Annotated in this window: 21 protein-coding genes; 9 read left to right on the top strand and 12 right to left on the bottom strand. The window is 60.8% G+C overall.

Annotated features, from left to right (window positions below):
* Positions 1 to 2 precede the first annotated feature (2 nt).
* Together BG841_RS07295 and mmsB are read left to right on the top strand one after the other, a co-directional pair.
* Entirely contained in the window at positions 3 to 1,082 is a 1,080-nt protein-coding gene (locus tag BG841_RS07295) for an enoyl-CoA hydratase/isomerase family protein (protein WP_070057054.1), read from the top strand.
* A 21-nt stretch (positions 1,083 to 1,103) separates the two neighbouring features.
* Positions 1,104 to 2,000 carry a 3-hydroxyisobutyrate dehydrogenase gene (gene mmsB / locus BG841_RS07290; protein WP_070057053.1) on the top strand — a complete coding sequence of 299 codons (897 nt, stop codon included), beginning with the start codon at positions 1,104 to 1,106 and terminating at the stop codon, positions 1,998 to 2,000.
* A 102-nt stretch (positions 2,001 to 2,102) separates the two neighbouring features.
* Here mmsB and BG841_RS07285 read toward each other — a convergent pair whose 3' ends face one another.
* Positions 2,103 to 3,677 (bottom strand): BCCT family transporter, encoded by a 1,575-nt coding sequence (locus BG841_RS07285; RefSeq protein WP_083260208.1) that lies wholly within the window; start codon positions 3,675 to 3,677, stop codon positions 2,103 to 2,105.
* A 241-nt stretch (positions 3,678 to 3,918) separates the two neighbouring features.
* Between BG841_RS07285 and hrpB the strand changes: the two genes are divergently transcribed.
* Entirely contained in the window at positions 3,919 to 6,417 is a 2,499-nt protein-coding gene (gene hrpB / locus BG841_RS07280) for an ATP-dependent helicase HrpB (protein WP_070057051.1), read from the top strand.
* An 87-nt stretch (positions 6,418 to 6,504) separates the two neighbouring features.
* Here the strand turns inward: hrpB and BG841_RS07275 are convergent, their stop codons facing one another.
* From BG841_RS07275 to BG841_RS07255, 5 genes are read right to left on the bottom strand one after another with little or no spacing between them, the layout of a single operon-like run.
* Entirely contained in the window at positions 6,505 to 7,704 is a 1,200-nt protein-coding gene (locus BG841_RS07275; protein ID WP_070057050.1) for a branched-chain amino acid ABC transporter permease, read from the bottom strand.
* Positions 7,705 to 7,715: 11 nt separating this feature from the next.
* Positions 7,716 to 8,759, bottom strand: a complete 1,044-nt coding sequence (locus tag BG841_RS07270; RefSeq protein WP_070057049.1) for a branched-chain amino acid ABC transporter permease — start codon at positions 8,757 to 8,759, stop codon at positions 7,716 to 7,718.
* 18 nt (positions 8,760 to 8,777) lie between these two features.
* Positions 8,778 to 9,521 (bottom strand): ABC transporter ATP-binding protein, encoded by a 744-nt coding sequence (locus BG841_RS07265; RefSeq protein ID WP_070057048.1) that lies wholly within the window; start codon positions 9,519 to 9,521, stop codon positions 8,778 to 8,780.
* Positions 9,518 to 10,300, bottom strand: a complete 783-nt coding sequence (locus BG841_RS07260) for an ABC transporter ATP-binding protein (protein ID WP_070057047.1) — start codon at positions 10,298 to 10,300, stop codon at positions 9,518 to 9,520. The genes BG841_RS07265 and BG841_RS07260 overlap by 4 nt, the downstream gene beginning before the upstream one ends.
* A gap of 51 nt (positions 10,301 to 10,351) precedes the next feature.
* Positions 10,352 to 11,560 carry a substrate-binding domain-containing protein gene (locus BG841_RS07255; RefSeq protein WP_070057046.1) on the bottom strand — a complete coding sequence of 403 codons (1,209 nt, stop codon included), beginning with the start codon at positions 11,558 to 11,560 and terminating at the stop codon, positions 10,352 to 10,354.
* A 286-nt stretch (positions 11,561 to 11,846) separates the two neighbouring features.
* Here BG841_RS07255 and BG841_RS07250 point away from each other — a divergent pair, with 286 nt between their 5' ends.
* From BG841_RS07250 to BG841_RS07225, 6 genes are read left to right on the top strand one after another with little or no spacing between them, the layout of a single operon-like run.
* Entirely contained in the window at positions 11,847 to 12,476 is a 630-nt protein-coding gene (locus BG841_RS07250) for a TetR/AcrR family transcriptional regulator (RefSeq protein ID WP_070057045.1), read from the top strand.
* 17 nt (positions 12,477 to 12,493) lie between these two features.
* The gene (locus tag BG841_RS07245; protein WP_070057044.1) at positions 12,494 to 13,261 is read left to right on the top strand and encodes an enoyl-CoA hydratase/isomerase family protein; all 768 of its coding nucleotides are present in this window, start codon (positions 12,494 to 12,496) and stop codon (positions 13,259 to 13,261) included.
* 51 nt (positions 13,262 to 13,312) lie between these two features.
* Positions 13,313 to 14,821: an AMP-binding protein gene (locus tag BG841_RS07240; protein WP_198929168.1), complete on the top strand. Its 1,509-nt coding sequence runs from the start codon at positions 13,313 to 13,315 to the stop codon at positions 14,819 to 14,821.
* A gap of 1 nt (position 14,822) precedes the next feature.
* Entirely contained in the window at positions 14,823 to 15,218 is a 396-nt protein-coding gene (locus BG841_RS07235; protein WP_070057042.1) for a MaoC/PaaZ C-terminal domain-containing protein, read from the top strand.
* The gene (locus BG841_RS07230) at positions 15,215 to 15,598 is read left to right on the top strand and encodes a hypothetical protein (protein ID WP_070057041.1); all 384 of its coding nucleotides are present in this window, start codon (positions 15,215 to 15,217) and stop codon (positions 15,596 to 15,598) included. Before BG841_RS07235 ends, BG841_RS07230 begins: the two co-directional genes overlap by 4 nt.
* Positions 15,592 to 16,545, top strand: a complete 954-nt coding sequence (locus BG841_RS07225) for an alpha/beta hydrolase (protein WP_070057040.1) — start codon at positions 15,592 to 15,594, stop codon at positions 16,543 to 16,545. The genes BG841_RS07230 and BG841_RS07225 overlap by 7 nt, the downstream gene beginning before the upstream one ends.
* A 372-nt stretch (positions 16,546 to 16,917) precedes the next feature.
* Here the strand turns inward: BG841_RS07225 and BG841_RS07220 are convergent, their stop codons facing one another.
* From BG841_RS07220 to BG841_RS07195, 6 genes are all read right to left on the bottom strand, one after another.
* Positions 16,918 to 17,868, bottom strand: a complete 951-nt coding sequence (locus BG841_RS07220) for an energy transducer TonB (RefSeq protein WP_070057039.1) — start codon at positions 17,866 to 17,868, stop codon at positions 16,918 to 16,920.
* Complete coding sequence (locus tag BG841_RS07215) at positions 17,865 to 18,290, bottom strand: ExbD/TolR family protein (RefSeq protein ID WP_070057038.1); 426 nt, start codon at positions 18,288 to 18,290, stop codon at positions 17,865 to 17,867. The genes BG841_RS07220 and BG841_RS07215 overlap by 4 nt, the downstream gene beginning before the upstream one ends.
* Entirely contained in the window at positions 18,290 to 18,637 is a 348-nt protein-coding gene (locus tag BG841_RS07210; protein ID WP_070057037.1) for an ExbD/TolR family protein, read from the bottom strand. The genes BG841_RS07215 and BG841_RS07210 overlap by 1 nt, the downstream gene beginning before the upstream one ends.
* Positions 18,638 to 18,671: 34 nt before the next feature.
* Positions 18,672 to 19,322, bottom strand: coding sequence for a MotA/TolQ/ExbB proton channel family protein (locus tag BG841_RS07205; RefSeq protein ID WP_070057036.1), 651 nt, complete (start codon positions 19,320 to 19,322; stop codon positions 18,672 to 18,674).
* Between the two features lie 223 nt (positions 19,323 to 19,545).
* Positions 19,546 to 20,625 carry a TRAP transporter substrate-binding protein gene (locus tag BG841_RS07200; protein ID WP_083260207.1) on the bottom strand — a complete coding sequence of 360 codons (1,080 nt, stop codon included), beginning with the start codon at positions 20,623 to 20,625 and terminating at the stop codon, positions 19,546 to 19,548.
* Between the two features lie 112 nt (positions 20,626 to 20,737).
* Entirely contained in the window at positions 20,738 to 22,420 is a 1,683-nt protein-coding gene (locus tag BG841_RS07195; RefSeq protein WP_070057034.1) for a methyl-accepting chemotaxis protein, read from the bottom strand.
* Positions 22,421 to 22,432 lie beyond the last annotated feature (12 nt).

Below are 22,432 nucleotides of genomic sequence, written 5' to 3'. Positions count from 1 at the left end.
TCATGGATCATTCTGCGATTATTTTTGAAGAGCGGGCGGCGGCCGGCGGCAAAAAGATCGGCATCGCCCGACTGAACCAGCCCAAATCGTTGAACGCTCTGTCGTTGGCGATGATTCGCGCGTTGACCCCCCAACTGCAACGCTGGCGCGACGACGATTCGGTCGCCGCGGTCTGGCTCGAAGGCAGTGGCGACAAAGCCTTTTGCGCCGGGGGCGACATCGTGTTTCTGTACGAGGCCATGGTCGCCCGGGGGGACAACGGCAAACTGCAGGACGGGGTGGATTTCTTCACCGAGGAGTACGAACTGGATCACCTGCTGCACCGATTCCCCAAACCGGTGATCGTCTGGGGCAATGGCATTGTGATGGGCGGCGGCCTTGGCTTGCTGGCCGCAGGCTCCCACCGGGTGGCCACGGAGTCGGCTCGCATTGCCATGCCGGAAGTCACCATCGGTCTGTATCCCGACGTGGGTGCCAGCTGGTTTCTCAACAAAATGCCCGGCCGCACCGGGTTGTTCATCGGGCTCACCGGCATTCACCTGAACGCCGAGGATGCCCGCTTCGTGGGCCTCGCCGACCGTTGCATCCATCACGAACAGCGCGACGCAGTGCTGGCCGCCTTGTGCGCCGACCCGCAGCTGGCCGAGGATGCGGACCCTTGCATCCATCACCATTTGAAAGCCGCGGAGGCCCACAGCGCCGGTGCCATGCCCCCTTCGGTCATTCGCGATCAGTTCGACACCATTCAGGAACTGACCGACGAGGCCACTCTGGGCGCAGTGGTGGCCAACATCACCGGCTACCAGGGTGATCACCCGGCGCTGGCAAAAGCGGCCAAAACCCTGGCCGCCGGCTCCCCCACCTCCATCGCCCTGATCTGGCGGCAGTTCCACGCCAGCCAACACCTCAGCCTGGCAGAAGTGTTCGCTGCGGAATTACACCTGTCGATCCGCTGCCTGGAAAAGGGCGAGCTTGCCGAAGGGATACGCGCCCTGCTGATCGACAAAGACAGACAGCCACGCTGGCGTTACGCCTCACTCGAGAGCCTGGACCCGGAGTGGATCGACAGCTTTTATAACTAACAACAACCGGGGGAACCCGACATGGCGACAATCGGATTTATTGGACTGGGTAATATGGGTGGGCCGATGGCCTGCAATCTGGTCAAAGGCGGCCATCAGGTCACCGCGTTTGACCTCTCGGACACCGCGCTCGACGCGGTTGTAAGCGCCGGCGCCAAAAAGGCGGCTTCGGCCCGGGATGCGGTTCAGGGCGCCGAGATGGTCATCTCCATGCTGCCCGCGGGGCAGCATGTGGAAGCCCTGTATCTGGGCGAAGACGGCCTGCTGAGCGCCCTGAACGCCGGCACACTGGTGATTGATTCATCCACCATTGCGCCGGAGACCTCCCGTAAGGTCGGCGCAGCAGCAGAGCAACGCGGCCTGGCGTTTCTTGACGCACCAGTGTCCGGGGGGGTCGGGGGCGCCAAAGCCGGAGCGTTGACCTTTATTTGCGGGGGCACGGACGCCGCCTTTGAACGCGCCAAACCGGTCCTCGAGGCCATGGGCAAGAACATCTTCCACGCCGGTGAATCCGGTGCCGGTCAGGTGGCCAAGGTGTGCAACAACATGCTGCTGGCGATTCTGATGAGCGGTACCTGTGAGGCCTTGGCGCTGGGCGTTAAAAACGGCCTGGATCCAGCGGTGCTGTCGGAAATCATGCGCCAGAGTTCGGGCGGCAATTGGGCTCTGAACGTCTATAACCCCTGGCCCGGGGTGATGGATAATGTGCCCGCTGGCAACGACTACCAGGGTGGTTTTCTGGTGGATCTGATGACCAAGGATCTGGGACTGGCGTTCGATAATGCGGTGACCAACAAGGCGGCCATTCCCATGGGTGCTTTGGCACGCAACCTGTTCCAGCTGCACAGTCAGCAGGGGCATGGCCGGCTGGATTTTTCCAGTATCCAGAACTTCTATCGCGGCACCGACGCCGACTGAACCGTCGGCCCCAGCTGACCGCGGTATCCGATAAACAACGCCCCGCCAGGTGCCATCCCGGCGGGGCGTTGTTTCAGGGTTACCCGGGTTGCTGCACCAGCATTACAGCAATTGTTGCTCCCGGGCCATCGCCCGGGCCGCTTGTGGCCCGGTCCACAGCGTTGGCAGGATCACCAGCGACACCGGAATCGCGGTCACTACAATGAACTGCTGCAACACCCCGATCTGGCCACCACCCATCGACAGCAGTATGCCCGCCATCACCGCCATGGCACCGCCCCAGAAGGCCCGGATCAGATAGTGGGGTTCGTCGTGACCGGCACCGACCACGGCGATGGAATAACTCATGGAGTCGCCGGTGGTGGCCACAAAGATGGTCGTCAGCAATAAAATTGCCGCCGCCATCCAGGCACCGCCCGGCAAGGCCTGCGCCACCGTCAGCGTGGCCACATCAAACTGGAAGTTATTTAAGGCTCCCGCCAGATCAACGGCGCCGCTCAGCTGATAATAAATCCCCGATCCCCCCAGCAGCGTGAACCAGATGCTGGTGGCGATCGGCGCCAGCACCGCCACCGCAACAATCACTTGACGGATGGTGCGGCCGCGGGAAATCCGCGCCACAAAAATGGCCATCAACGGGGCGTAACCGATAAACCAGGCAAAGAAAAACACCGTCCACCACTGCATCCACCAGTCCGGCGCCACATCCGCGGTCATGGTGGCCATGGTAAAGAACGAGGTGATGTATTCACCCACCGACTGCAGATACAGATTGGTCAAAAACAGGGTCGGCCCGAAAATAAAAATCACCGCACCAATGGCCAGCGCGAGGAACACATTGAAGCGGCTCAGCATCTGAATGCCTTTCTGGACACCGCTCATGGCCGAGACAATGTACACCGTCGCCAGCAACATCAGAATCATCAGCTGGGTGCCGAAGCCGTTGTCAAACCCGAACAGCACGCTGAGGCCATAACTCATCTGAGTGGCGAGAAACCCGATGGGGCCCACAGTGCCCGCGACGATCGCGATAACGCACACAGCGTCCACCACACTGCCCACCCAGCTGGTCAAGATCCACTCGCCGAACACCGGATAGAGCAAGGTACGCGGCTGCAGGGGTTTGCCCTGGTTATAATGGGCATAGGCCAGTGCAATGGCCGCCAGCGAGCCGAGCACCGCCCAGGCCAGAAACCCCCAGTGCATGAACGACTGCGCCAGAGCGGGCGCAGCGGCGGCGGCGGTCCCCGCCTGGGTGTCGAAGGCCGGGGGCGTCACCACGAAGTGATACACGGGTTCACCGGCGGCAAAAAACACCCCGCCACCGGCCAGCAAAGTGCACATCACCATGGATAACCAGCGAAACGTACTGATTTCCGGTGCATCCAGATTACCGATTCGGGCCTGCCCGGCGCGACTCTGGGCAACACCCAGGGCAATAAAGAAGGTGGCAATCAGCAAGATCTGGAAAAACGAGCCCAGATACTTGGCGGTCCAGGCAAACTCCTCGCCGATTTGCGTGCTCAGCCAGGCTGCGTCGTAAATCGACAGACCGACAAACAGAGCGATAAAGCCCATGGTCAGGGTCAGAACGATCGGATCGCCAAACCGGTGGGGGGAAGTAGTTACGACGGAAACGGGCACTGCAGATTGGGCAACACTAGCGGAATGCGACATCAAGTCCAACGTGATTTGAAATTTGGCCGCACACCTTACGGACAGTCACAGCGCAATGCAAGCCAAATTCTTTAGGCCTCTATGGGTTTTTAACAACCGGGAACCCTGTCGCAGCTGCCACCGGGACACTCGCTCCCCCTGAAGACCTTAGCAACACTAAAGTTTACCCGGAATTTATCAACCGGGCCGCCCCTGTGTTATAAGGTGCAGATAACCTTCACTTTGCACACCGACACCCACCATGCTCCCGATCGAAGCCATACTCCCCCAACTGCAACAGACCCTGGAGCAGACCCCCACGGCCTTGCTGCAAGCCCCGCCCGGTGCCGGTAAAACCACCCGGGTTCCCCTGGCCTTGCTGGACGCGCCCTGGCGGGAGGGCCGCAAGATTCTGATGCTGGAGCCGCGACGGCTGGCGGCCCGCTCGGCGGCCCGTTTTATGGCTCGACAAATAGGGGAAAAGGCAGGCCAAACGGTGGGCTATCGCACCCGTTTGGACAGTCAGGTGTCGGCGGCAACGCAGATTGAAGTGGTGACCGAAGGCATTCTGACCCGCCTGATTCAGAACGACCCCATGCTGGACGAGTACGCGGCGGTGTTGTTTGATGAATTTCATGAGCGCTCGCTGCACGCCGACCTGGGGCTCGCGCTGGTGCGGGAGTCGCAGCAGGCGTTGCGACCGGACCTGCGCCTGCTGGTGATGTCAGCCACTCTCGACACCGCCCCCATCGCCCGGGTGCTGGGGGATGTACCGGTTATCAGCAGCGCAGGCCGGGCCTTTCCGGTGGACGTCCTCTACCGCCCGACACCGTCGCAAGCACGGGGGCGCAACCGCCGCCTCAGTACCATTGACCCGGTAGTGGCGGTGATTCATGAAGCGCTTGCCCGGCAGACTGGCTCCTTGCTGGTGTTTCTGCCGGGGGCCGGTGAGATTCGCCGGGTGGAACAGCGTTTGCGGGGACAGGTGGCCGATTCGGTGCACATCACGCCCCTGTACGGCAACCTGCCCGCCGAAGACCAGGATCGCGCCATAGCACCGGCCGCCGCGGGTACCCGCAAGGTGGTGCTGGCCACCGCGATTGCCGAGACCAGCCTGACCATCGAAGGTGTCAGCGTGGTGGTCGACAGCGGCCTGCAGCGGCGGGCGGTGTTTGACCCCAACAGTGGCATGTCCCGGCTGCACACCGGGCGGGTATCCAAAGCCTCCGCCGAACAGCGCAAAGGCCGGGCCGGACGCACCGGTCCCGGGGTCTGCTACCGGCTGTGGAGTGAATCCGAACATTTCGCTCTGGCGGAGTTTACCCCAGCGGAAATTCAGGAAGCCGATCTGGTGTCGCTGGTGCTGGAACTGGCCCAGTGGGGCGCCCGTGCCCCGGGCCAGGTAGCCTGGATTGATCCACCCCCGGCCGCCCACTGGAATCAGGCTACCGGGTTGCTGCGGTTGCTGGGCATGCTTACCCCTGAAGGGGCCATTAGTGAGCATGGCAAAGCCGCCCGCCAACTGGGCATTCATCCGCGCCTGGCCAACATGGTGGTGCACGGTCGCACGCTGGGACTCGGCACTGCCGCCGCGGAACTGGCGGCCCTGCTGGGGGAACGCGACCTGCTCGCCCGGGGTGGCCGTGCGGCGGGTGCCGATCTGCATGAACGGCTGCGGGTGCTGCGGGGTGAGTACCGGCCCGAGGGTCTGGACCCTGCCCAGCTGCGCACCTTACGTCAGGTCGCCAGACAGTTGACCCTCCAGCCTGACCGGACAACGCCCTTGCCCAGCCCCACCGAAACCGGGCGTCTGCTGGCTCTGGCTTACCCCGACCGTATCGGCCAGCGCCGCTCCGGGCAAGCCCCCCGCTATCAACTCAGCAACGGCAAAGGCGCCTCACTGCGTGACGCTGACGCGCTGGCCCGCCACGACTGGCTGGTGGCTGCCGATCTGGATGGCAAAGCCCGGGAGGCTAGCATTTATCTGGCCGCCCCGGTGGAGATCGCCGATGTGGAGCAGGATTTGTCGGCTTTGATTGAGGAGCGCGAAGAAGCCCTCTGGAACGACCAACGTGGCACCGTGATCGCGCGGCGAGTGCGCACACTGGGCGAGCTGATACTGGCCGAGCAAGAATTACCCAAGCCAGATACGGCGCTGATACAGCAGGGCCTGCTGAACGCCGTGCGCAAACGTGGTCTGCACAGCCTGGCCTGGCCAGACCGTGCCACCCAGTGGTGCGCCCGGGTGCGCCTGCTGGCGGAGGTATTTCCGGGTGAGTGGCCGGATGTCAGTGACGGCGCCCTGCTTGCGAGCCTGGAGCACTGGCTGCTGCCCTTTATGGCCGGCATGCAGCGCTGGTCCGACCTGCAGAGACTGAACCTGCTCGACGCGCTGAACAGCCTGCTGAGTTACCCCCAACAACAGCGGCTGAACGAATTGGCACCGGTGGCGTTGACCATTCCCACCGGTCAGGCGGTCAAACTCGACTACACTGCCGACAACGGCCCTGTGCTGGCGGCCAAACTGCAAGCGCTGTTCGGCTGGACCGACACCCCCCGGGTGGCCGCCGGCCTGGTGTCGGTGGTGGTCCACCTGCTCTCCCCCGCGCAGCGCCCGCTGGCGGTGACCGCCGATCTGGCCAGTTTTTGGCGCAACGCCTACCCGGAGGTACGCAAAGACATGCGCGGCCGCTATCCCAAGCACCCTTGGCCGGAAGACCCACGGACCGCTGAAGCAAACCAGGGAGTTAAGCGACGCTAGTCAGACAGCGGCAAACGCGCTTGGTCGGTCACACCCTCGATCGTCATTCAAGTCACTAAGCCGCGTGCAGATTGGGGCGCGTCGTGATCAGCTGGACAGGGTCTGAGAGCCGGGCTTGGCGACAACCTCCACTACCGGGTTATTTTGCTGCCTGCGGGCGCTCCAACGCCGGAGTTGTCCGACCACCCCCGCCGGGAAGAAATACACACTGAGCACAAACAACAGGCCGAACCAGAGCAGCCAGCGTTCCGGGCCCACCAGATTCGCCAGGCCACTGTCCGGCGGCAGCTGGGTGACCAACAGTTTGAGTAAATCCTGCAGGTAATTCTGCGCCAGCAGGAACAGGCTGGCGCCAACCACGGCACCGTACAGCGTGCCCATGCCGCCCATGACGCACATCAACAATATGAACACCATCAACTCGAATGCCAGAGTGTTTTCCGGGTTAACGTAGCGGTTGATCAGCGCGAACAGCACCCCGGCCAGACACGCCAGGCAGGCCGACAATATGACCACAGAGGTGCGATACAGGACGGTGTTATACCCCAGGGCCTGCGCCCGGAACTCGTTTTCACGGATCGCCTGCAGAACCTTGCCGAACGGTGAATTAACCACGCGCAAAAGAAACAGGAACACCAGCAACGCGGTGCCGAAAGCGACGTAGTACATCAGCGTACGGCCATTAATCCGAACCTGAAACAGGGCATCGTCCCACGCCGTTGCAGACCCTGACACCAGCGCGCTGCAAAAATCGGGCAGACTGAAGCCCCACAATGACTGCTCCAGGGGCCGGAAGGCTGGCCCCAGCTCCCGGGGCACCCGCACGCGCATGCCGTCTTCACCGCCGGTAACCGGGTACAACTGCGTAACCAGACTGAGAAATGCAAACGCCACCGCCAGCGTCACCAGGGCAAAGAAGATGGCTTTCACCCGCAGCGACAGCAGACCTAACAGCAGGGCCAGCACAATCGTCAGCAATAGTGCGCCTGCCATGCCCAGCAGCACTGAGCCAAAGCTATTGCCCCAGGTGCCGACCGCCATGGCGACACCGTAGGCGCCGATACCGAAAAACATGGTATGGGCGAACGACACTATGTGGGTATAACCCAGCATCAGATCGTAGGACGCCACCAAAATAATGAACACACAAATCATGCCCATCATTGAAAACGCACGAACACCGGGGAACAAAAAGGGGCCGAAGGCCAGTGCCAGCAGAATAGCCAGCAGCGCCGCCGTCAATCGCCGACTGCGGGGCAGGTCCCCGGACAACAAGTTCGATAGCATGCTGACCTCTCCTATACCCGAATAACCGGAATCAGGCCCTGGGGCCGCCACATCAACACGGCAACCATCAACCCCACCGTTGCGACCGCCGCCAGGCGCGGCTCCAGAAAGCCGACGTAGAGATTGATCAAGCCCACCAGAATGGCGCCGAAAAAACAGCCTTTGACCGAACCCAGCCCACCAAGAATGATGATCACCACCACCGAGATCATCAGCTCATCCCCCATATGGGCAGTGATGAGTTCCTGATACATGGCCCACATGGCACCGCCCAGCCCCGCCAGGGCTGAGCCGGCGATAAACACACCGAGAAACAACAGGCGCACCCGGTAGCCGTGCACTTCCACCATTTCCCGGTCTTCCACACCGGCACGAATAAGGATGCCAATGCGGGTGCGCTCGATCACCCAGGTCATCAGCGCGTACACCAACACCCCCAGCGCCACCGCCCATAACCGATACTTTTCCAATGCGATGCCGGCAACCACCACAGCGCCGCTGAACGCTTCCGGACGCGGCACCGGAATCTCATTGGGCCCCCACACTACTTCGATTAACTGCATCAAAATAATGGAACCACCCACGGTCACCAGGATTTGTTTCAGGTGGTCGCCATACACCGGGCGGATCACCAGCCACTCAAACATCAGCCCGATGGCAGCCGCCACCAGCACCGCAAACAGCAGCGCCGGCAGCACGCCGGCCAGATTCAACCACAGCGACGAAGCCGCCGCCTGATCGTTGAGCCAGAACAGCAAGGTCGTGGCACCGGCAAAGGCGCCCAGAGATATAAACGCACCGTGCGCCAGGTTGAGTACGTTCATCAGCCCAAAGGTCAGCGTCATGCCGGAGGCCATCAGAAACAGCATGGCTCCCATGGCGGCCCCGCTCAGCGTCAACACCAGCCAGGTGGTGAAATCCATCAACAACAGAGCCGCCAGCATCAGGCCCAGCAGCAGAAACCAATGGGGGTGCTGATCCCGGAACTGGCGGATGGACGCCCCCAAGCGGGCCGGAGTGCCCGCAGGGGCAGCAGTATGGTTGGTGGTCGGCATACCTGCGTTCTCCTCGTGTTATTGGTGCGCGCCCAAACCCAGACCCAACAGCCGGTGCTGCAGGGCGTCATCAGTGGCGAGTTCGGCCATGGAGCCGGTATGCACCACCCGGCCATCGTTCATGACCGCCACCGACTGACCGAGACGACGGGAAAAGTTGAAGTTCTGTTCCACCAGCAAAATGCTGACCTTCTCGGCCTTCAGCTGCTCCAGCGCATCCGCCAGATCATTAATGATCGCCGGCGCCAGGCCTTTGGTGGGCTCATCAATCAGCAACAGTTGCCGCGGCTCAATCACCGCGCGGCCTATGGCCAGCATTTGCTTCTGGCCCCCGGACAGATTGCCCGCCGGGCGGTCCCAAAATTTCTTCAGGGGCGGGAACAAATCCAGCAGCCAGGCCAGCCGGTCTTCATCCATAGGGCCATTGATCGCCGCCAGCACCAAATTTTCCCGGACCGTGAGCTGGCCAAACACACCCATGTGTTCGGGCACAAAAGCGATACCTGCGCGGGCAATACGAGGCGTCGGCCAACCGGTAATGTCGTGGTCGCCGAAGCGGACCCGGCCCGCCTTGATGGTGGTCAGTCCCATGATGGTTCTCAGGGTGGTGCTCTTGCCCGCACCGTTGCGCCCCAGCAACACCGTCAGCTCACCGGCGGGCACCACCAGATCGACACCCTCCAGAATGTGGTACTGGTCGATGTTGGCGTGAATGCCGCTGAGAGTGAGTGCAGCCCTGGGGTTGCCCGATGCCCCGCTCATAGGGCGACCTCCGCTGCCGACGGACTGGTGCCCAGGTACGCCTCCTGCACCACCGGCGACGCGATCACCTCAGCGGGCTCACCATCGGCCACCAGTTCACCGTTGTGCAGCACCACAATGCGATCAGACAGCGAACGCACCACATCCATTTTGTGCTCCACCAGCAAGACCACCTTGTCCTGTTTCGCCTTAATGGCTGCAATCAGCTCCAGGATCACCGGCACCTCATCGACGCTCATGCCCGCCGTGGGTTCGTCAAACATAAACACCTCGGGCTCCAGAGCCAATAGCAGGGCCACCTCGAGCTTGCGCTGGTCACCGTGGGGCAGATTCGCCACCAGGCTCTCCGCGCGGTGATCCAGTCCCACCGTCTGCAACACCTCGAAGGCCCGCCCGGCAATATCACTGCGGCGCGAGGACATCTGCCAAAACACATGCCCGGTACGGTGCCGGGATGCGACCGCCAAACGCACGTTTTCAAGGGCGGTCAGCCCGGGAAACAGATTAGTGAGCTGAAAGGCACGCCCCAGACCTTTGTCGGTCCGCGCCGCAGCACCCAGCGGAGTCAGATCTTCACCCCGCAACAGCACTTGCCCGGAGGTCGCCCGCAATTGACCGGACAGCAGGTTGAACCAGGTGGTCTTGCCGGCCCCGTTGGGACCGACAATCGTGGTCAAGGTACCGCGGTAAAACGCACAGTTAACGTCGTGTACCGCCTTGTGACCACCAAAGTGAACAGAAAGGTTCCGGGCTTCCAGAACCGGTTGCGCTAACGCCATCACTCTCTCCTCGGTTACCGGGCATTACCGCGGTAACACCTGCCCTCGGGATCAGTTGCGCACCGGTATGCTCATCGCATCAATGGGGATGGTGCGCATCAGTTTGGGAACGCCGGCGGTCACCGTACGATCGGCAAACCAGTTGTCACGGTTTTCCGCCTCGATGCGGAAATGGTACATGGCCTGGAGAGCCTGATGGTCATCCGGTCTTATCCTCATCTCGCCCTTGGGGCTGGCAAAGATCAGGCCACGGAAGGCCGCGATCAAGTCTTCACTGTCGGTGGAACCGCCACTCTTGCGGATGGCCGCAACAATGGCCATGGCCTGGGAGAAACCCTGGGCAGTAAAGAAGTCGGGCGCTTGCTGATAGCGCTTGAAGTGCTCTTCGACCAGCCAACGATTCACCTCGTTTTCAGGGGACTCGTAGTAGTAGAAACCGGCCCCCTCCATACCGGGGAAATCCGCGTAACCCACCATCGCCGCCAGGGTATTACCACCAGCCGCCAACTGAATTCCGTAACGTCCGGGCTCCAGATCCTTGATCCGTCCCAACGGGTTGGTGGACCCGGCCCAGATGGAGAAGATGTAACGACCCTTGTCGCAGCCCTCCCGATCTCTCAGCGCGCCGAACAGGCGTTGGGCCGCTGCGGTAAAGTCGGTGGCGTCCAGGGGCAGGTACTCTTCATGCACCACGCTGCCACCGGCAGCTTCCATGGACTCCCGATAGGCGGCAACGCCATCACGGCCGAAGGCATAATCCTGAGCGATGGTCGCCACGCAAATTCCCGGTTCACCCAGGGCAACCGCATTGGAGACCGCGTCCTGTGACGAATTGCGGCCAATCCGCACCACATAACGGTTCCAGCTGCTGCCGGTAATGGCATCGGCCACTCCTTCGGGAATGATGATGCGCTCGTATTCCTCTGCCAGCGGCAGTGTGGCCAGGGCTACGCCAGAGGACACCGGCCCCACAACTATGTGGGCGTCGTCCTCGCCATACGCTTCTTCCACCAGCGTGCGGGCCCGGGCGGGGTCCAGCTGTGAATCCTTGCGCGACATCTCGATCTGACGTCCGGAGACGGTCATGGTGCCGTCCGTTGCGTACTCAAACCCCAACTTCATGCCGATGTGCAACTGCTCCGCATAGGGGGCCAGCGCTCCGGTAAAATCGGTCACATGAGCGATACGCACGGTATCAGCGGCGTGTCCCGGGGACACCACCGCCAGCGAGATGGCGGCAGCAAAAAGTGCGCGTTTCATATGGGCATCACTCCCTTGTAGTTATTGTTGCAGGTATCAGGCGCTCCAGGCTTTCAGGTTGGCAGTGCCCAACAACTTGAATCAAAATATGACAACTGATTCAGGTTTCGTCAACTATCGCGACAAAAATAACGGGCCTATTGTTTGCTCAAACCACCTTTCGCTAACAAAATAGCAATAAAAACAGCAAATTAACCTCATTAAAGCGTCAAGACCGATTGATCTTGATCGCAATACAACTCAATTTAGTTGACAATCAGTTCATGTTTGAACTTAAATCGACAGCATGAACACAATCAAACACAACACCAAAAGCCCTGCCCGGGAGGCGCCCAAAACGGCGCGGGGCGCCCGGACCCGGGCCAAGATCCTGAAAGCCGCTGAAGACGCCTTTGGCAGCCTCGGCTATCACCAGGCCGGCGTTAGCGATATCACCCGGCTGGCCGGCGTTGCCCAGGGCACGTTCTACACCTATTTCGCAACCAAGGAAGACACCTTGCGGGAACTGGTGCGCGACATGGGGCATAAGGTTCGCGCCCACCTGGCCGCCGCAGTGAAAGATGCCGACGGTCGCCTTGCCGCAGAAACCCTGGGGCTGAAGGCATTTCTGCAATACGTGGCTGACAACCCCTCGCTGTATCGGGTACTGCAGGAAGCCCAGTTTGTTGATGAGTCCATCTACCGGGAATATTACGAAGCCTTCGGCCGCGGCTACTTGCGCATGCTGGCAGATGCCACCCGCAAAGGTGAGATTCGCCCGGGCAATGATGAAATACGCGTCTGGGCGCTGATGGGGCTGTCCAACTTTTTGGGTCTGCGATTCGCCCTGTGGGAACAGGATGTACCGGTGGACGACATAATCGCCACGGTATCGGATCTGCTGCAACACGGTTTGGCCCTGGACCCGAAGTCCTGACTGAACAAGGATCTGGCATGACCGACACATGCGTACGCTACCGCCTGGATGGCCAGGTTGCCCGTATTACGCTGGACCGTCCCGAGCGCCATAACGCGTTGACACCCGCGCTGCTGGGCCAGCTGCTCAGTGCGCTGGCTGCCTGCCGCCGCGCCAACCCACGGGCGCTGATCCTGGACGCCGAAGGAAGATCGTTTTCCTCCGGGGGTGATGTGAGCGCTTTCTTTGACACGCCACAGCGTGCGCGCCAGGCCTATGCCAGTGAGGTCGTCGGCCGCTTGAACCGGGTGATTTTGGCGCTGCTCGACCTGCCCTTCCCCACCGTTGCCGCAGTGCACGGTCTGGTCACCGGTGGCTCGGTGGGTCTGGTACTGGCGGCCGACATTGTGGTGGTTGCCGAGCAAGCGAGTTTCGCGCCCTGGTACACAGTGGTCGGTTTCAGCCCGGATGGTGGCTGGACCGGGCTCATGGGGCAAAAAATCGGCGCCTCCAGAGCGCTGGAGATGCAACTGACCAACCGCACCCTTACCGCTCAGAAAGCCGTGGATTACGGTCTGGCCCACTATCTGGTCGACAACGACCAGCTGCCGGCCAAAGTCGCCAACTTGTGTCAGACCCTGCTGCGTAAACAACCCGACAGTGTGCGCCGGACGTTAAGCCTGAACCGCCCCGATCTGGCGATCACCGCGCGCCAGCTCGACCAGGAATTCCGCCAATTCCTTGAGCAGATTCACTCCGACGAAGCGCACCAGGGCATGGCCGCGTTCTTGAAGCGGGCAACCTGACAATCCCTGGTAACTAAAGCAACAAAAACAACAGCGAGGTATTCCATGGAGATGTTCGATCTACTCGCGCAACGGGCACAGGCGACGCCGGAGCGCCCGGCGCTGGAAGACACGCACGATGGCGTCACCTACAACTATCGAGAGCTCAACGCCCGGGCTGCCCGCTTCGCCGCAGCAGCGCGTCAACATTGGCGGCTGGCTCCCGGCGACCGGGTCGCCTACCTGGGACACAACCGCGCCGAATTTTTTGTCATGTTGTTCGGCTGTGCCAAAGCCGGCCTGATTTTGGTGCCGCTGAATTGGCGTCTGGCACGACCGGAGCTGCAGATGCTGATGGCAGACGCGGAACCCGGTGCCCTGATTTACGGGGAGGAGTTTGCAGAAACAGCGCACCACCTGACCACTGCCGGTGTGCTGGGGATCGCTCTGGAAGATACCTGCATTGCCGACAACCACACTTGCTACCAACAGGATCTGGCCAACGCCACCCCTGACCTGAGCCCTCATCCGGTGCGCAGCCCGGATCGTCCCTGGTACCTTCTGTATACCTCCGGTACCACGGGACGCCCCAAGGGGGTGATTCAGACCTTCCGGATGATGGAATCCAACTATTTCAACATCGGCGTGGCCGTCGGCCTGACTCAGGACGACGTGTTGCTGAACGTACTCCCTCTGTTTCATACCGCTGGTATCAATCTTTACTCCAGCGCCGTGCTCCTGGCGGGCGGTTGTGTGCTGGTCTCCCGTACATTCGATGCAGGGCACACCCTGACACTATTGGCTGAGCGTGCCACGGTATTTTTTGCCGTGCCCGCAATCTACCAGGCTTTACGGGAGGTGCCTGCATTTGATGCCCGGACTCTGGCAAACGTCCGCTCCTGGGGATGTGGTGGGGCCCCACTGCCGCTTTCGGTAGCTAAACAGTACGCCGACGACGGCATTCGAATACGCACCGGCATGGGCATGACAGAGACCGGACCCACGGTGTTTTTACTGGATGAAGACGCGGTTCTCAACAAGCCCGGGTCTGTCGGCAAGCCTCAGCTGCTGGTGGAAGTGCGTATCGTGGATACCCATGGCAAAGATGTGGTCAGAGGCGCTGCCGGTGAATTACTGATACGAGGGCCTGGCGTTACACCAGGTTACTGGAATCGCCCGAAGGCAACGGCCGATGCCTTCAGTTCCGAGGGCTGGTTTCACAGCGGCGACGTAGCCCGCTGTGACAGCGACGGCTGCTATTACATTGTTGACCGCTGGAAAGACATGTTTATTTCCGGTGGTGAGAATGTCTATCCCGCCGAGGTTGAGAACGTTCTCCGGGAACACCCGGCGATTGCAGACGTTGCGGTTATTGGCATCGCCGACGATCACTGGGGAGAAGTGGGCAAGGCGTACTTTTCCCTCGCCGGCCAGACCCGGGCACCGGATACGGAAGAGCTAAAGGCCTTCTGCCGCGCACGCCTGGCCGGCTACAAGGTCCCCAGGGTCTTTGAGTGTCTGCAGCAACTTCCTCGTAACGCCGTGGGTAAAATCACCAAGCAATCATTGCGGAAGAGCTGACATGACCAATCTGACCCCGATCAAGGAAGCATTCCGGCTCAGCCAGGACGACTTCAACCGCTTTGCACATCTGAGCGGTGACCATAACCCGATTCACGTCGACCCGGACTTCTCCGCGCGGACTCGCTTCGGCGCCACGGTATCCCACGGCATGCTGCTGTTTACCGTGCTGCGAGGGTGCCTGCTGCGTACCTTCCCAACGTATACCCTGGCCACACAAGAACTGGTGTTCCCTGCCCCGGCATTCGCGGACGAAGCGTTGACACTGCGGATCGACGTGACCAGGGCGGCCAGCAGCTCAGCTCTTATCCTGAATACTCAGGTTCTCAAAAACGACGGCACCGCCTGCCTGCAAGGTCAATGCTATTTGGAACCGAACACGGGAACGGCATCATGAACCAGAACACCTTCCCCCGTTTTCAACAACTGGTTCTGAGCCAGCAAGCCAGTATCCGTCGCCGTTTCAGTCCCGACGACCTCGATTTATGGGGTCAACTGGCGCAGCTGGAGCAGCCGCCGACCAGCGTACCAGAGCCGTTGATCGCCGGTCTGTTTTCCTGCCTGTTGGGCATGGAGTTGCCGGGACATGGCACCAACTACCTGAAACAATGGCTGGCATTCGAGCAGCACGCCCGCGCCGATGAAGAACTCACCGCCACCGTCACCGTATCGCGGCTGCGGCCAGACAAGGCCCTGGTTAATCTCACCACCATCTGCACGGGCGAAGGTGATCGCTTCATCTGTCGCGGCGAAGCCCTGGTGCTGTTCCAATGCTGAGCACTGACAAGCTGGACCCCAAATTGGCGGAGTGGCTCGTGGCGGCGAATCAGCTGAGCTCACGGCAGCGCGCCAACAACACCCGGGTCACGCCCGAAATGATGCGCAGCGGCCTGGCCCGCATGACTGAGTCTTTCGTCACCAGGCAATCGCGAGTCGCCTCAATTACCGATACGGTGTTGACCAGCGAAAGCCACTCGGTCCCCCTGCGGGTTTACGACCCGGCGCCGGATCACCCCACGCCAGTGGTGCTGTTTATTCATGGTGGCGGCCACATGTGCGGCAGTATTTCGGTGTACGACCCCATCTGTCGCCGGCTTGCGGCTGCATCCGGCCAGCTGATCGTGGCAGTAGAGTACCGACTGGCACCGGAATGGCCGTATCCCGCCGCTCTGGAAGATTGTCTTGCCGTCATCCGCGGGCTTTGGTCGCGGCTGGATCAGCTGCCGCTGCGCTTTTTGCCGGCGTTAAGCCTGGTAGGGGATTCTGGCGGTGGCGCACTCTGCGCCACCCTCAGCGCCTTGAGCCAGCAGGACAACAGCTTACCGATCCAGCGCCAGGCGCTGATATACCCGAGTCTCGACTACACCCTGTCCTGCCCCTCGGTGAGGCAACGGGCTCGCGGTTACCTGCTGGAACAAGACCGTATCGAATGGTACTTCGATCACTACCTGCAACAGAACGAACCCCGCCGCGAGGTCTCACCCCTGTTTATGCCCATTTCCGCGCGACATCCGGCCACCTGGCTGGCTACCGCAGGGTTTTGTCCACTGCGGGATGAAGGGGTTGCGTACATCGATCGACTGCAGCGGGCTGGCGTAAACGCTCAACGCCATCACGAAGACACCATGATTCACGCCTACCTGAATCTGGAAGATCTGGCAGCGGACGCCTGCGCACGCACCTACCAAAGCCTCTCCCGTTTCCTCGCAGCAGTACTGTCCTGACGTGACAATTTTGCAGCAATCATCTACCAGGTGGCCCTATCCACATCGCTGTCACTGGTGTACCGACCACGTTCGGCCCGGGTCGGGCTTGTCACTCTTTTTATCTTCATTTACCGCTCGTTGGAGTCGCTTCCACGCCTTCAACAGGGAACGGGTAGAACCGGCCATCTGAACCGCTGAGTCACTCATGTTTGCCTCCGGGTTTATCACCTTGGTGTATCTGCGTTCGGTCCCGTCTGACTATGGTTCACCACTCGCACAAACGCAAACAATTCTCATTGCCATTCGCCCCCCCCCCTCCTCCCGGAGAGCCTCTCTTGCATCAGTTTTACTCACGATCAACGACAGCTGAGTGATTCTGACTGACGTTGGTCAGCGCCGGTCACTCAAGCGGAACGCCACCGGAATTGAGACGCTCAGAGTTTGCCCAGCGAGATCATCCGGGAACGGTGGTAGCGGGGCCGCGTTCTTCAGCATGCGCAGCACCGCCTTGTCCAACTCGGGATGGCCGGACGAGGTGGTAACGCTCGACTGCACAATACGCCCCTGGCGGTCCACCACAAAGCTGAGCTCGGTTACACCTTCCTGCCCGCGGCGGCGCGACATCATCGGATAGCGTTTATAACGCGCCAGTTTGGCCGCCACCCTTGTTAAATAGGAGCTGCGCGCACCCGGATGACCACCCGATGCATTCGACTGGCCGCTGCCCGTACTGGTCTTGCGGGCAGATTGGGGGTTGGTGCCCTGAGCAGCAGCGTCCACGGTGTTACTGGCGGCCTTGGCCGGTTCTGCGGTAACCTCTGGCTCCGGTTTTGGCTCCGGTTTTGGCTCCGGTTTTGGCTCCGGTTTTGGCTCCGGTTTTGGCTCCGGTTTTGGCTCCGGTTTTGGCTCCGGTTCTGGCTCCGGTTCTGGCTCCGGTTCTGGCTCCGGTTCTGGCTCCGGTTCTGGCTCAGGTTCTGGCTCAGGTTCTGGCTCAGGCTCCGGCTTCGGCTCTGGCGGGTCTTTCTTTACCCTCACTTCCGCTGTTTGTACCGGCGGTACCGGCTTGGCGATAACCGGGGCCGGCCTGGCGGGGGGTGTCTCGGGTTTCGGCGGCTCTGCCGATGCGGGCTCAACAACTTTCTGTGGCGCTGTTTTTACCTCGACGGTCTCGGCCTCGGTGCCCAAGTCGCCAAGCATGCCCAACCCGATCTCCACACCCTGTTGCCCCGGTGCTGCTGCGCCTTCTTGCTCATTGGCGGTGCGCGCCATGGCTGCAAACACCAGCGCGTGCAGCGCCAGTGCCATCACCCCCGCACTGAGCCAGTGGTGTTTGGCAATCATCCGGTATCACCCTGACGGGCAAGCAACGCGACCCGCAACAAGCCGGAGTTCCTGATATGGCGCAACACCTGGTGCAGCTCGTCCACCGGCAGTTCCGCGTCCGCCTTGACCAGCACTGAGACATCATCGGGGTCAGCGGCTGCATCCAGCCGAACACCCAGTGCTGACACCAGTTGCTCCGCGGTCACCTCATCATCATCCAGGTACATGGCACCCGTCGCAGTCACCAGGAGCGTCACCGGGTGCTCTTTCGCTTGGGCGGCTGTCAGGGATTCAGGCGGCTGAACCAGTGCCGCATCGGACGCGGTGATTTGTCCGGCCACCATGAAGAAAATCAGCATCAGAAATACGATATTGATCAACGGCACCAGGTTGTCATCCGCAGCCAGGTCTTTCTTCGGCGGCGTCGCGGAAAATCTCATTACGGCCCCTCCACCAGCGACACATGGGCTGCGCCGGCGTGTTTCAACCGGTCCAGCAAGCTGATAATGGCCTGGGTATGCAGCCGGCCATCCGCCTGGATGGCAAACACGGCCTCCGGCGCGGCGGCCACCAATGCAGCCAGGTCCTGGTCACTGGCCGGTGCATAGATGCGCCCGTCGTGTTCCAGGCGCCCCTGGTTCGAGGTCAGGCGAATAATCTGCACCTCTGCGGGGGAGTCGGCACTGGTCGTCGGCGACACCACCTCCAACTGCCGCCAGCTGACGAAGCTGGAGGTCAGCATGAAGAACAGCAACAAAATAAACACCACGTCAATCAATGGCGTCATGCTGATGCCCCTGGCGCGCCTTACCGGTGCGGCATCAAGCTGCACTCTGCAATGCCTCCGCAGACCCGGCGGCCTGCACGGACACCGGTGGGCAGGTAAATACCCGGGTCACGGCGTCACTCATGCTGGCGGACACCCGATCAACCTTGCGCTCCAGCCAGGCATGCGCCGCGACTACCGGAATGGCCACGGCCAACCCCACGGCGGTGGTCAACAGGGCCTGCCAGATCCCCCCGGACAGCACCGACGGATCCACCTGACTGCCGGCGGTTTCCATTTGCTGAAACGCAACAATCATCCCCATGACGGTACCCAGCAGGCCCAGCAGTGGACTCAATGAGCCAATGACTTCAAGCGGGCGGAAAAAGCTGCGCAACCCGTTCAGGTATCCGGTAGCGATGCGCTCAGTTTCTTCCCGCAGCAGGGCATCGTTGGCCGCCTCCAGGTGGCCCTGCATTGCATGCGCCACCACCGCAGAAACGGGACGCTGCGTATCCAGTGCCTTGACCGCATCGGCGCCCTTACCCTGGCGCCACATCGACAACGCCGCACTGACATCGGCGGTACTCTCGGCCCGTGCCTGAGAGAACTGCCATAATTTCACCAGAATAATGGTCAGGGCGACAACCGAAAATACCGCCAGAATCCAGACCACCGGGCCACCGGCAACCAATACCGTTTGCATCCGGTCAACTTTGGAAGTGACAGCGACAGAAAGAGCAGCGTCCACAAGAATCCCCACCAAATCAGCAGCAACAAGAATCGCAATGATAATTATTATCGTTTGATGAGGCAAGACTAATCTGGCGGTCTGCCTGATTTTGGAGTTAGTGAGGAAAGACGTGAGCGGGTTGGAGAGCGCTGGAGAGCCCGCCGCGGCGGTGCTCTCCAGACACAGGGAGTGGCGGTCAGTCTTCTTCGGGAGCCACCGTGTTCAGGTAGGCACGATCCGAAATATTGGTCCACTTCCGCACAATGTTCAGATAGTTCATGTGCGAATCAATGATCTCTTTCGCCAGAGCATTGTTTTCGGCTTCTTTCCGCAACAACCGTTCGTTGGCTTCCTGCAGAGCCTCAATCACCGCCGGCGGGAAGGTCTTGTGGGTGACGTTCGGATAATCTTCCTTCATTTTGTCCCAGGCCATACCGTTGGCGTGGGTGCTTTGACTGTACATGTCATAGGCCGCCGTGCGGATGGCCACGCGCAGAATTTCCTGCAGATCTTCCGGAAGTTTGTTCCAGGTTTTGAGGTTGATCAGGAACTGCACTTCAGCTCCGGGTTCCTGCCAGCCGGAATAGTAGTAATCGGCAATTTGGTGGAAGCCCATGGGCAGATCCAGCCCCGGAGACACCCACTCGAGGGCATCAATGGTGCCCCGCTCCAGCGAAGTGTACAACTCGCCTGGTGGGATGTTGGTCACCGCCACACCGAGTTCGGCCATCACTTCGCCGGCAAAGCCCGGAATCCGCATTTTCAACCCTTTCAGGTCGTCGACGCTTTCGATCTCTTTACGGAACCAGCCACCCATCTGGTTGCCGGTGTTACCACCCGGGAAGGACAACATTCCATGGGGCTCGTACACCTTCTGCATCAATTCCATGCCACCGCCGTGGTAAAACCAGGCGTACTGTTCCTGCGCCATCAGGCCGAACGGGATGGTGGTGAAATACATGGCGTTGGGGATTTTGCCTTTGTAATAGTAAGAAGCAGTGTGGCCCATGTCGTACTGGCCCGCTTTTACCATGTCAAAAATGCCGAACGGCGCTTTGTGCCGGTTGCTCGAATCAATGCGGATCTTCAGCCGGCCACCGGACATTTTTTCGGCCATGGCCGCCATGTTCTTGGTGGTATCCCCCAGAATCGGGTAATTTGGTCCCCAGGTTTCCGCCAGCTTCAGAGTGTAGGTTTTCTCTGCCAGGGCGGGGGCACTCGCCAGCGTCAACAACGCCAGCACACCCGCCGCGACCGTTAGTCGTAATGATTTCATATCAATCTAGCCATCCCTTTATTATCAATTATGTAACTGCATAACCGAGTTGTTACCCGAGCATCATAACCGCCCTCTGCAGCGATAAAAAGCCACGGGCCCGTTTTCCGGGTCAAACCTTGAACTGTCCCACCAGCGATCGCAAGCTTTCACCCAGCCGTGCCAGTTCCTGACTGGCGGCGGTGGTCTGGGATACCCCGGCGTCACTGCGCTGCGCGGCGTCCACAATGCCTACAATGTGCTGGTTGATTTCTTCCGCCACCTGACCTTGCTGCTCGGCGGCAGCGGCGATCTGGGTGACCTGCTCGTGAATATGGCCGACGGATGTTTCGATGGTGGTGAGTGCCCCGGTGGCGTGATCAATCCGCTCAACGGTTGCCCCCGAATGCTGCTGTGCGGCTTCCATACGGGCGACCGCGGTGCGGGATTCGGTCACGAAGCCATCGATCATCTCGCGAATCTGGTCGGCGGATTCGGCACTGCGGTGTGCCAACTGGCGCACCTCGTCGGCAACCACCGAGAACCCCCGGCCATGCTCACCGGCCCGGGCGGCTTCGATGGCGGCATTCAATGCCAGCAGGTTGGTCTGATCAGTAACCGAATGAATCACGTCCAGCACCTGCTGGATCGAGTCGGAACGCTCCGCCAATGAGGCGATGCTCTGCGCACTCTGTTCAATTTCAGCGGACAGCTGGTTCACCGCGGTCTGGGCGTTACCGATGGTTTCACCGCCCTCCCGGGCGAGGCGATCCGCGTCGGACGCGGCACTTTCCACGGAGTTGGCGTTGCCGGCAATTTGCTGAATGGTTGCGGCCATTTCGTTGATGGCCGACGCAATCTGGTCGGTTTGCGACCCTTGCTCCTGGACCGACTGGCTGGTTTCCACCGCCACGCTGCTGAGCTCTTCCGCAGCTGAAGCCAGCTGATGGGTGGTCGTGCCCACCTCCTGCATGGCGTGTTGTATCTTGCCGACAAAGGCGTTGAACCGGCGCCCCAGTTCGGCCAGCTCATCCGAGCCGCGATCCGGCAAGCGCTGGCGCAAGTCGCCGTCACCTTCGGCAATTTCCCGCATCAGGCCGGTCACACGATTCAGTGGTCGGGTCACCGTACGAATCACCAGACTGCCCACCACCAGCGAGGCGACCACCACCACCAGGGTCGCCATCAGAATAACACCGAGGGTGGACGCAATTTGCCGGTCGATATTGGCTGCCGCCTCCGCAACCACCGCATCAATGTCGGTAGTGTACACACCGGCCCCCAGCATCCAGTCCCATTTGTCGATGATCGCGGAGTAGGCGATTTTCGGCTCAACCTTACCCCCGGACGCCAGGTTGGCCCATTCGTAGGCGAGGGGCTCACCGCTTCTGGCGACACTGAACAGGTCGCGGATCAAATTCTGAACCTTGGGGTTGGTTACGATGGAGCCTTCACTGGCGGGATTGGTGCGCAGCGCCAGGGTGCGAAAATCACGCTCGTAGGCAAAGACGTAGTTGTTGTCGCCAAAATCGATTGCCCGGATCCGTCGCAGGGCTTCCTGCCTGGCCTCGGCATCGCTCAATGAGGGATCCTGACTCACCGCTTCGACCACGCTGCGCGCAGTTTCCACCACGTTCTTCAAGCCTTCCTGGCGGGCCCCCAGCAACGTTTCGTGCAGGCGCTGCAGTTCGGCGTCGCCGTTACTGCGGATTTCATTGACGGATACGGCCGCCCCGACCAGGGCCGTTAACGTCACCGGCACGAGAATCGCCAACAACAGCCGCATGCGAATACTTAATTGACTCAATACACTCACGATCCACCCTCC

The organism is Marinobacter sp. X15-166B (genome assembly GCF_001752365.1).
GTDB lineage: Bacteria > Pseudomonadota > Gammaproteobacteria > Pseudomonadales > Oleiphilaceae > Marinobacter.
Note: the sequence above shows the minus strand (reverse complement) of the source record. Positions and strands in the feature narration are given on the sequence as shown.

What these genes read in the sequence shown, in the direction of transcription:
- BG841_RS07200 (WP_083260207.1), bottom strand. Translation starts at nt 20,625, where the DNA reads ATGAAATCATTACGACTAACGGTCGCGGCGGGTGTGCTGGCGTTGTTG.
- BG841_RS07205 (WP_070057036.1), bottom strand. Translation starts at nt 19,322, where the DNA reads ATGCAAACGGTATTGGTTGCCGGTGGCCCGGTGGTCTGGATTCTGGCG.
- BG841_RS07275 (WP_070057050.1), bottom strand. Translation starts at nt 7,704, where the DNA reads ATGCTATCGAACTTGTTGTCCGGGGACCTGCCCCGCAGTCGGCGATTG.
- BG841_RS07235 (WP_070057042.1), top strand. Translation starts at nt 14,823, where the DNA reads ATGACCAATCTGACCCCGATCAAGGAAGCATTCCGGCTCAGCCAGGAC.
- BG841_RS07265 (WP_070057048.1), bottom strand. Translation starts at nt 9,521, where the DNA reads ATGAGCGGGGCATCGGGCAACCCCAGGGCTGCACTCACTCTCAGCGGC.
- BG841_RS07245 (WP_070057044.1), top strand. Translation starts at nt 12,494, where the DNA reads ATGACCGACACATGCGTACGCTACCGCCTGGATGGCCAGGTTGCCCGT.
- mmsB (WP_070057053.1), top strand. Translation starts at nt 1,104, where the DNA reads ATGGCGACAATCGGATTTATTGGACTGGGTAATATGGGTGGGCCGATG.
- BG841_RS07255 (WP_070057046.1), bottom strand. Translation starts at nt 11,560, where the DNA reads ATGAAACGCGCACTTTTTGCTGCCGCCATCTCGCTGGCGGTGGTGTCC.
- BG841_RS07285 (WP_083260208.1), bottom strand. Translation starts at nt 3,677, where the DNA reads ATGTCGCATTCCGCTAGTGTTGCCCAATCTGCAGTGCCCGTTTCCGTC.
- BG841_RS07250 (WP_070057045.1), top strand. Translation starts at nt 11,847, where the DNA reads ATGAACACAATCAAACACAACACCAAAAGCCCTGCCCGGGAGGCGCCC.
- BG841_RS07270 (WP_070057049.1), bottom strand. Translation starts at nt 8,759, where the DNA reads ATGCCGACCACCAACCATACTGCTGCCCCTGCGGGCACTCCGGCCCGC.
- BG841_RS07230 (WP_070057041.1), top strand. Translation starts at nt 15,215, where the DNA reads ATGAACCAGAACACCTTCCCCCGTTTTCAACAACTGGTTCTGAGCCAG.
- BG841_RS07240 (WP_198929168.1), top strand. Translation starts at nt 13,313, where the DNA reads ATGTTCGATCTACTCGCGCAACGGGCACAGGCGACGCCGGAGCGCCCG.
- BG841_RS07220 (WP_070057039.1), bottom strand. Translation starts at nt 17,868, where the DNA reads ATGATTGCCAAACACCACTGGCTCAGTGCGGGGGTGATGGCACTGGCG.
- BG841_RS07210 (WP_070057037.1), bottom strand. Translation starts at nt 18,637, where the DNA reads ATGACGCCATTGATTGACGTGGTGTTTATTTTGTTGCTGTTCTTCATG.
- BG841_RS07225 (WP_070057040.1), top strand. Translation starts at nt 15,592, where the DNA reads ATGCTGAGCACTGACAAGCTGGACCCCAAATTGGCGGAGTGGCTCGTG.
- BG841_RS07295 (WP_070057054.1), top strand. Translation starts at nt 3, where the DNA reads ATGGATCATTCTGCGATTATTTTTGAAGAGCGGGCGGCGGCCGGCGGC.
- BG841_RS07215 (WP_070057038.1), bottom strand. Translation starts at nt 18,290, where the DNA reads ATGAGATTTTCCGCGACGCCGCCGAAGAAAGACCTGGCTGCGGATGAC.
- hrpB (WP_070057051.1), top strand. Translation starts at nt 3,919, where the DNA reads ATGCTCCCGATCGAAGCCATACTCCCCCAACTGCAACAGACCCTGGAG.
- BG841_RS07260 (WP_070057047.1), bottom strand. Translation starts at nt 10,300, where the DNA reads ATGGCGTTAGCGCAACCGGTTCTGGAAGCCCGGAACCTTTCTGTTCAC.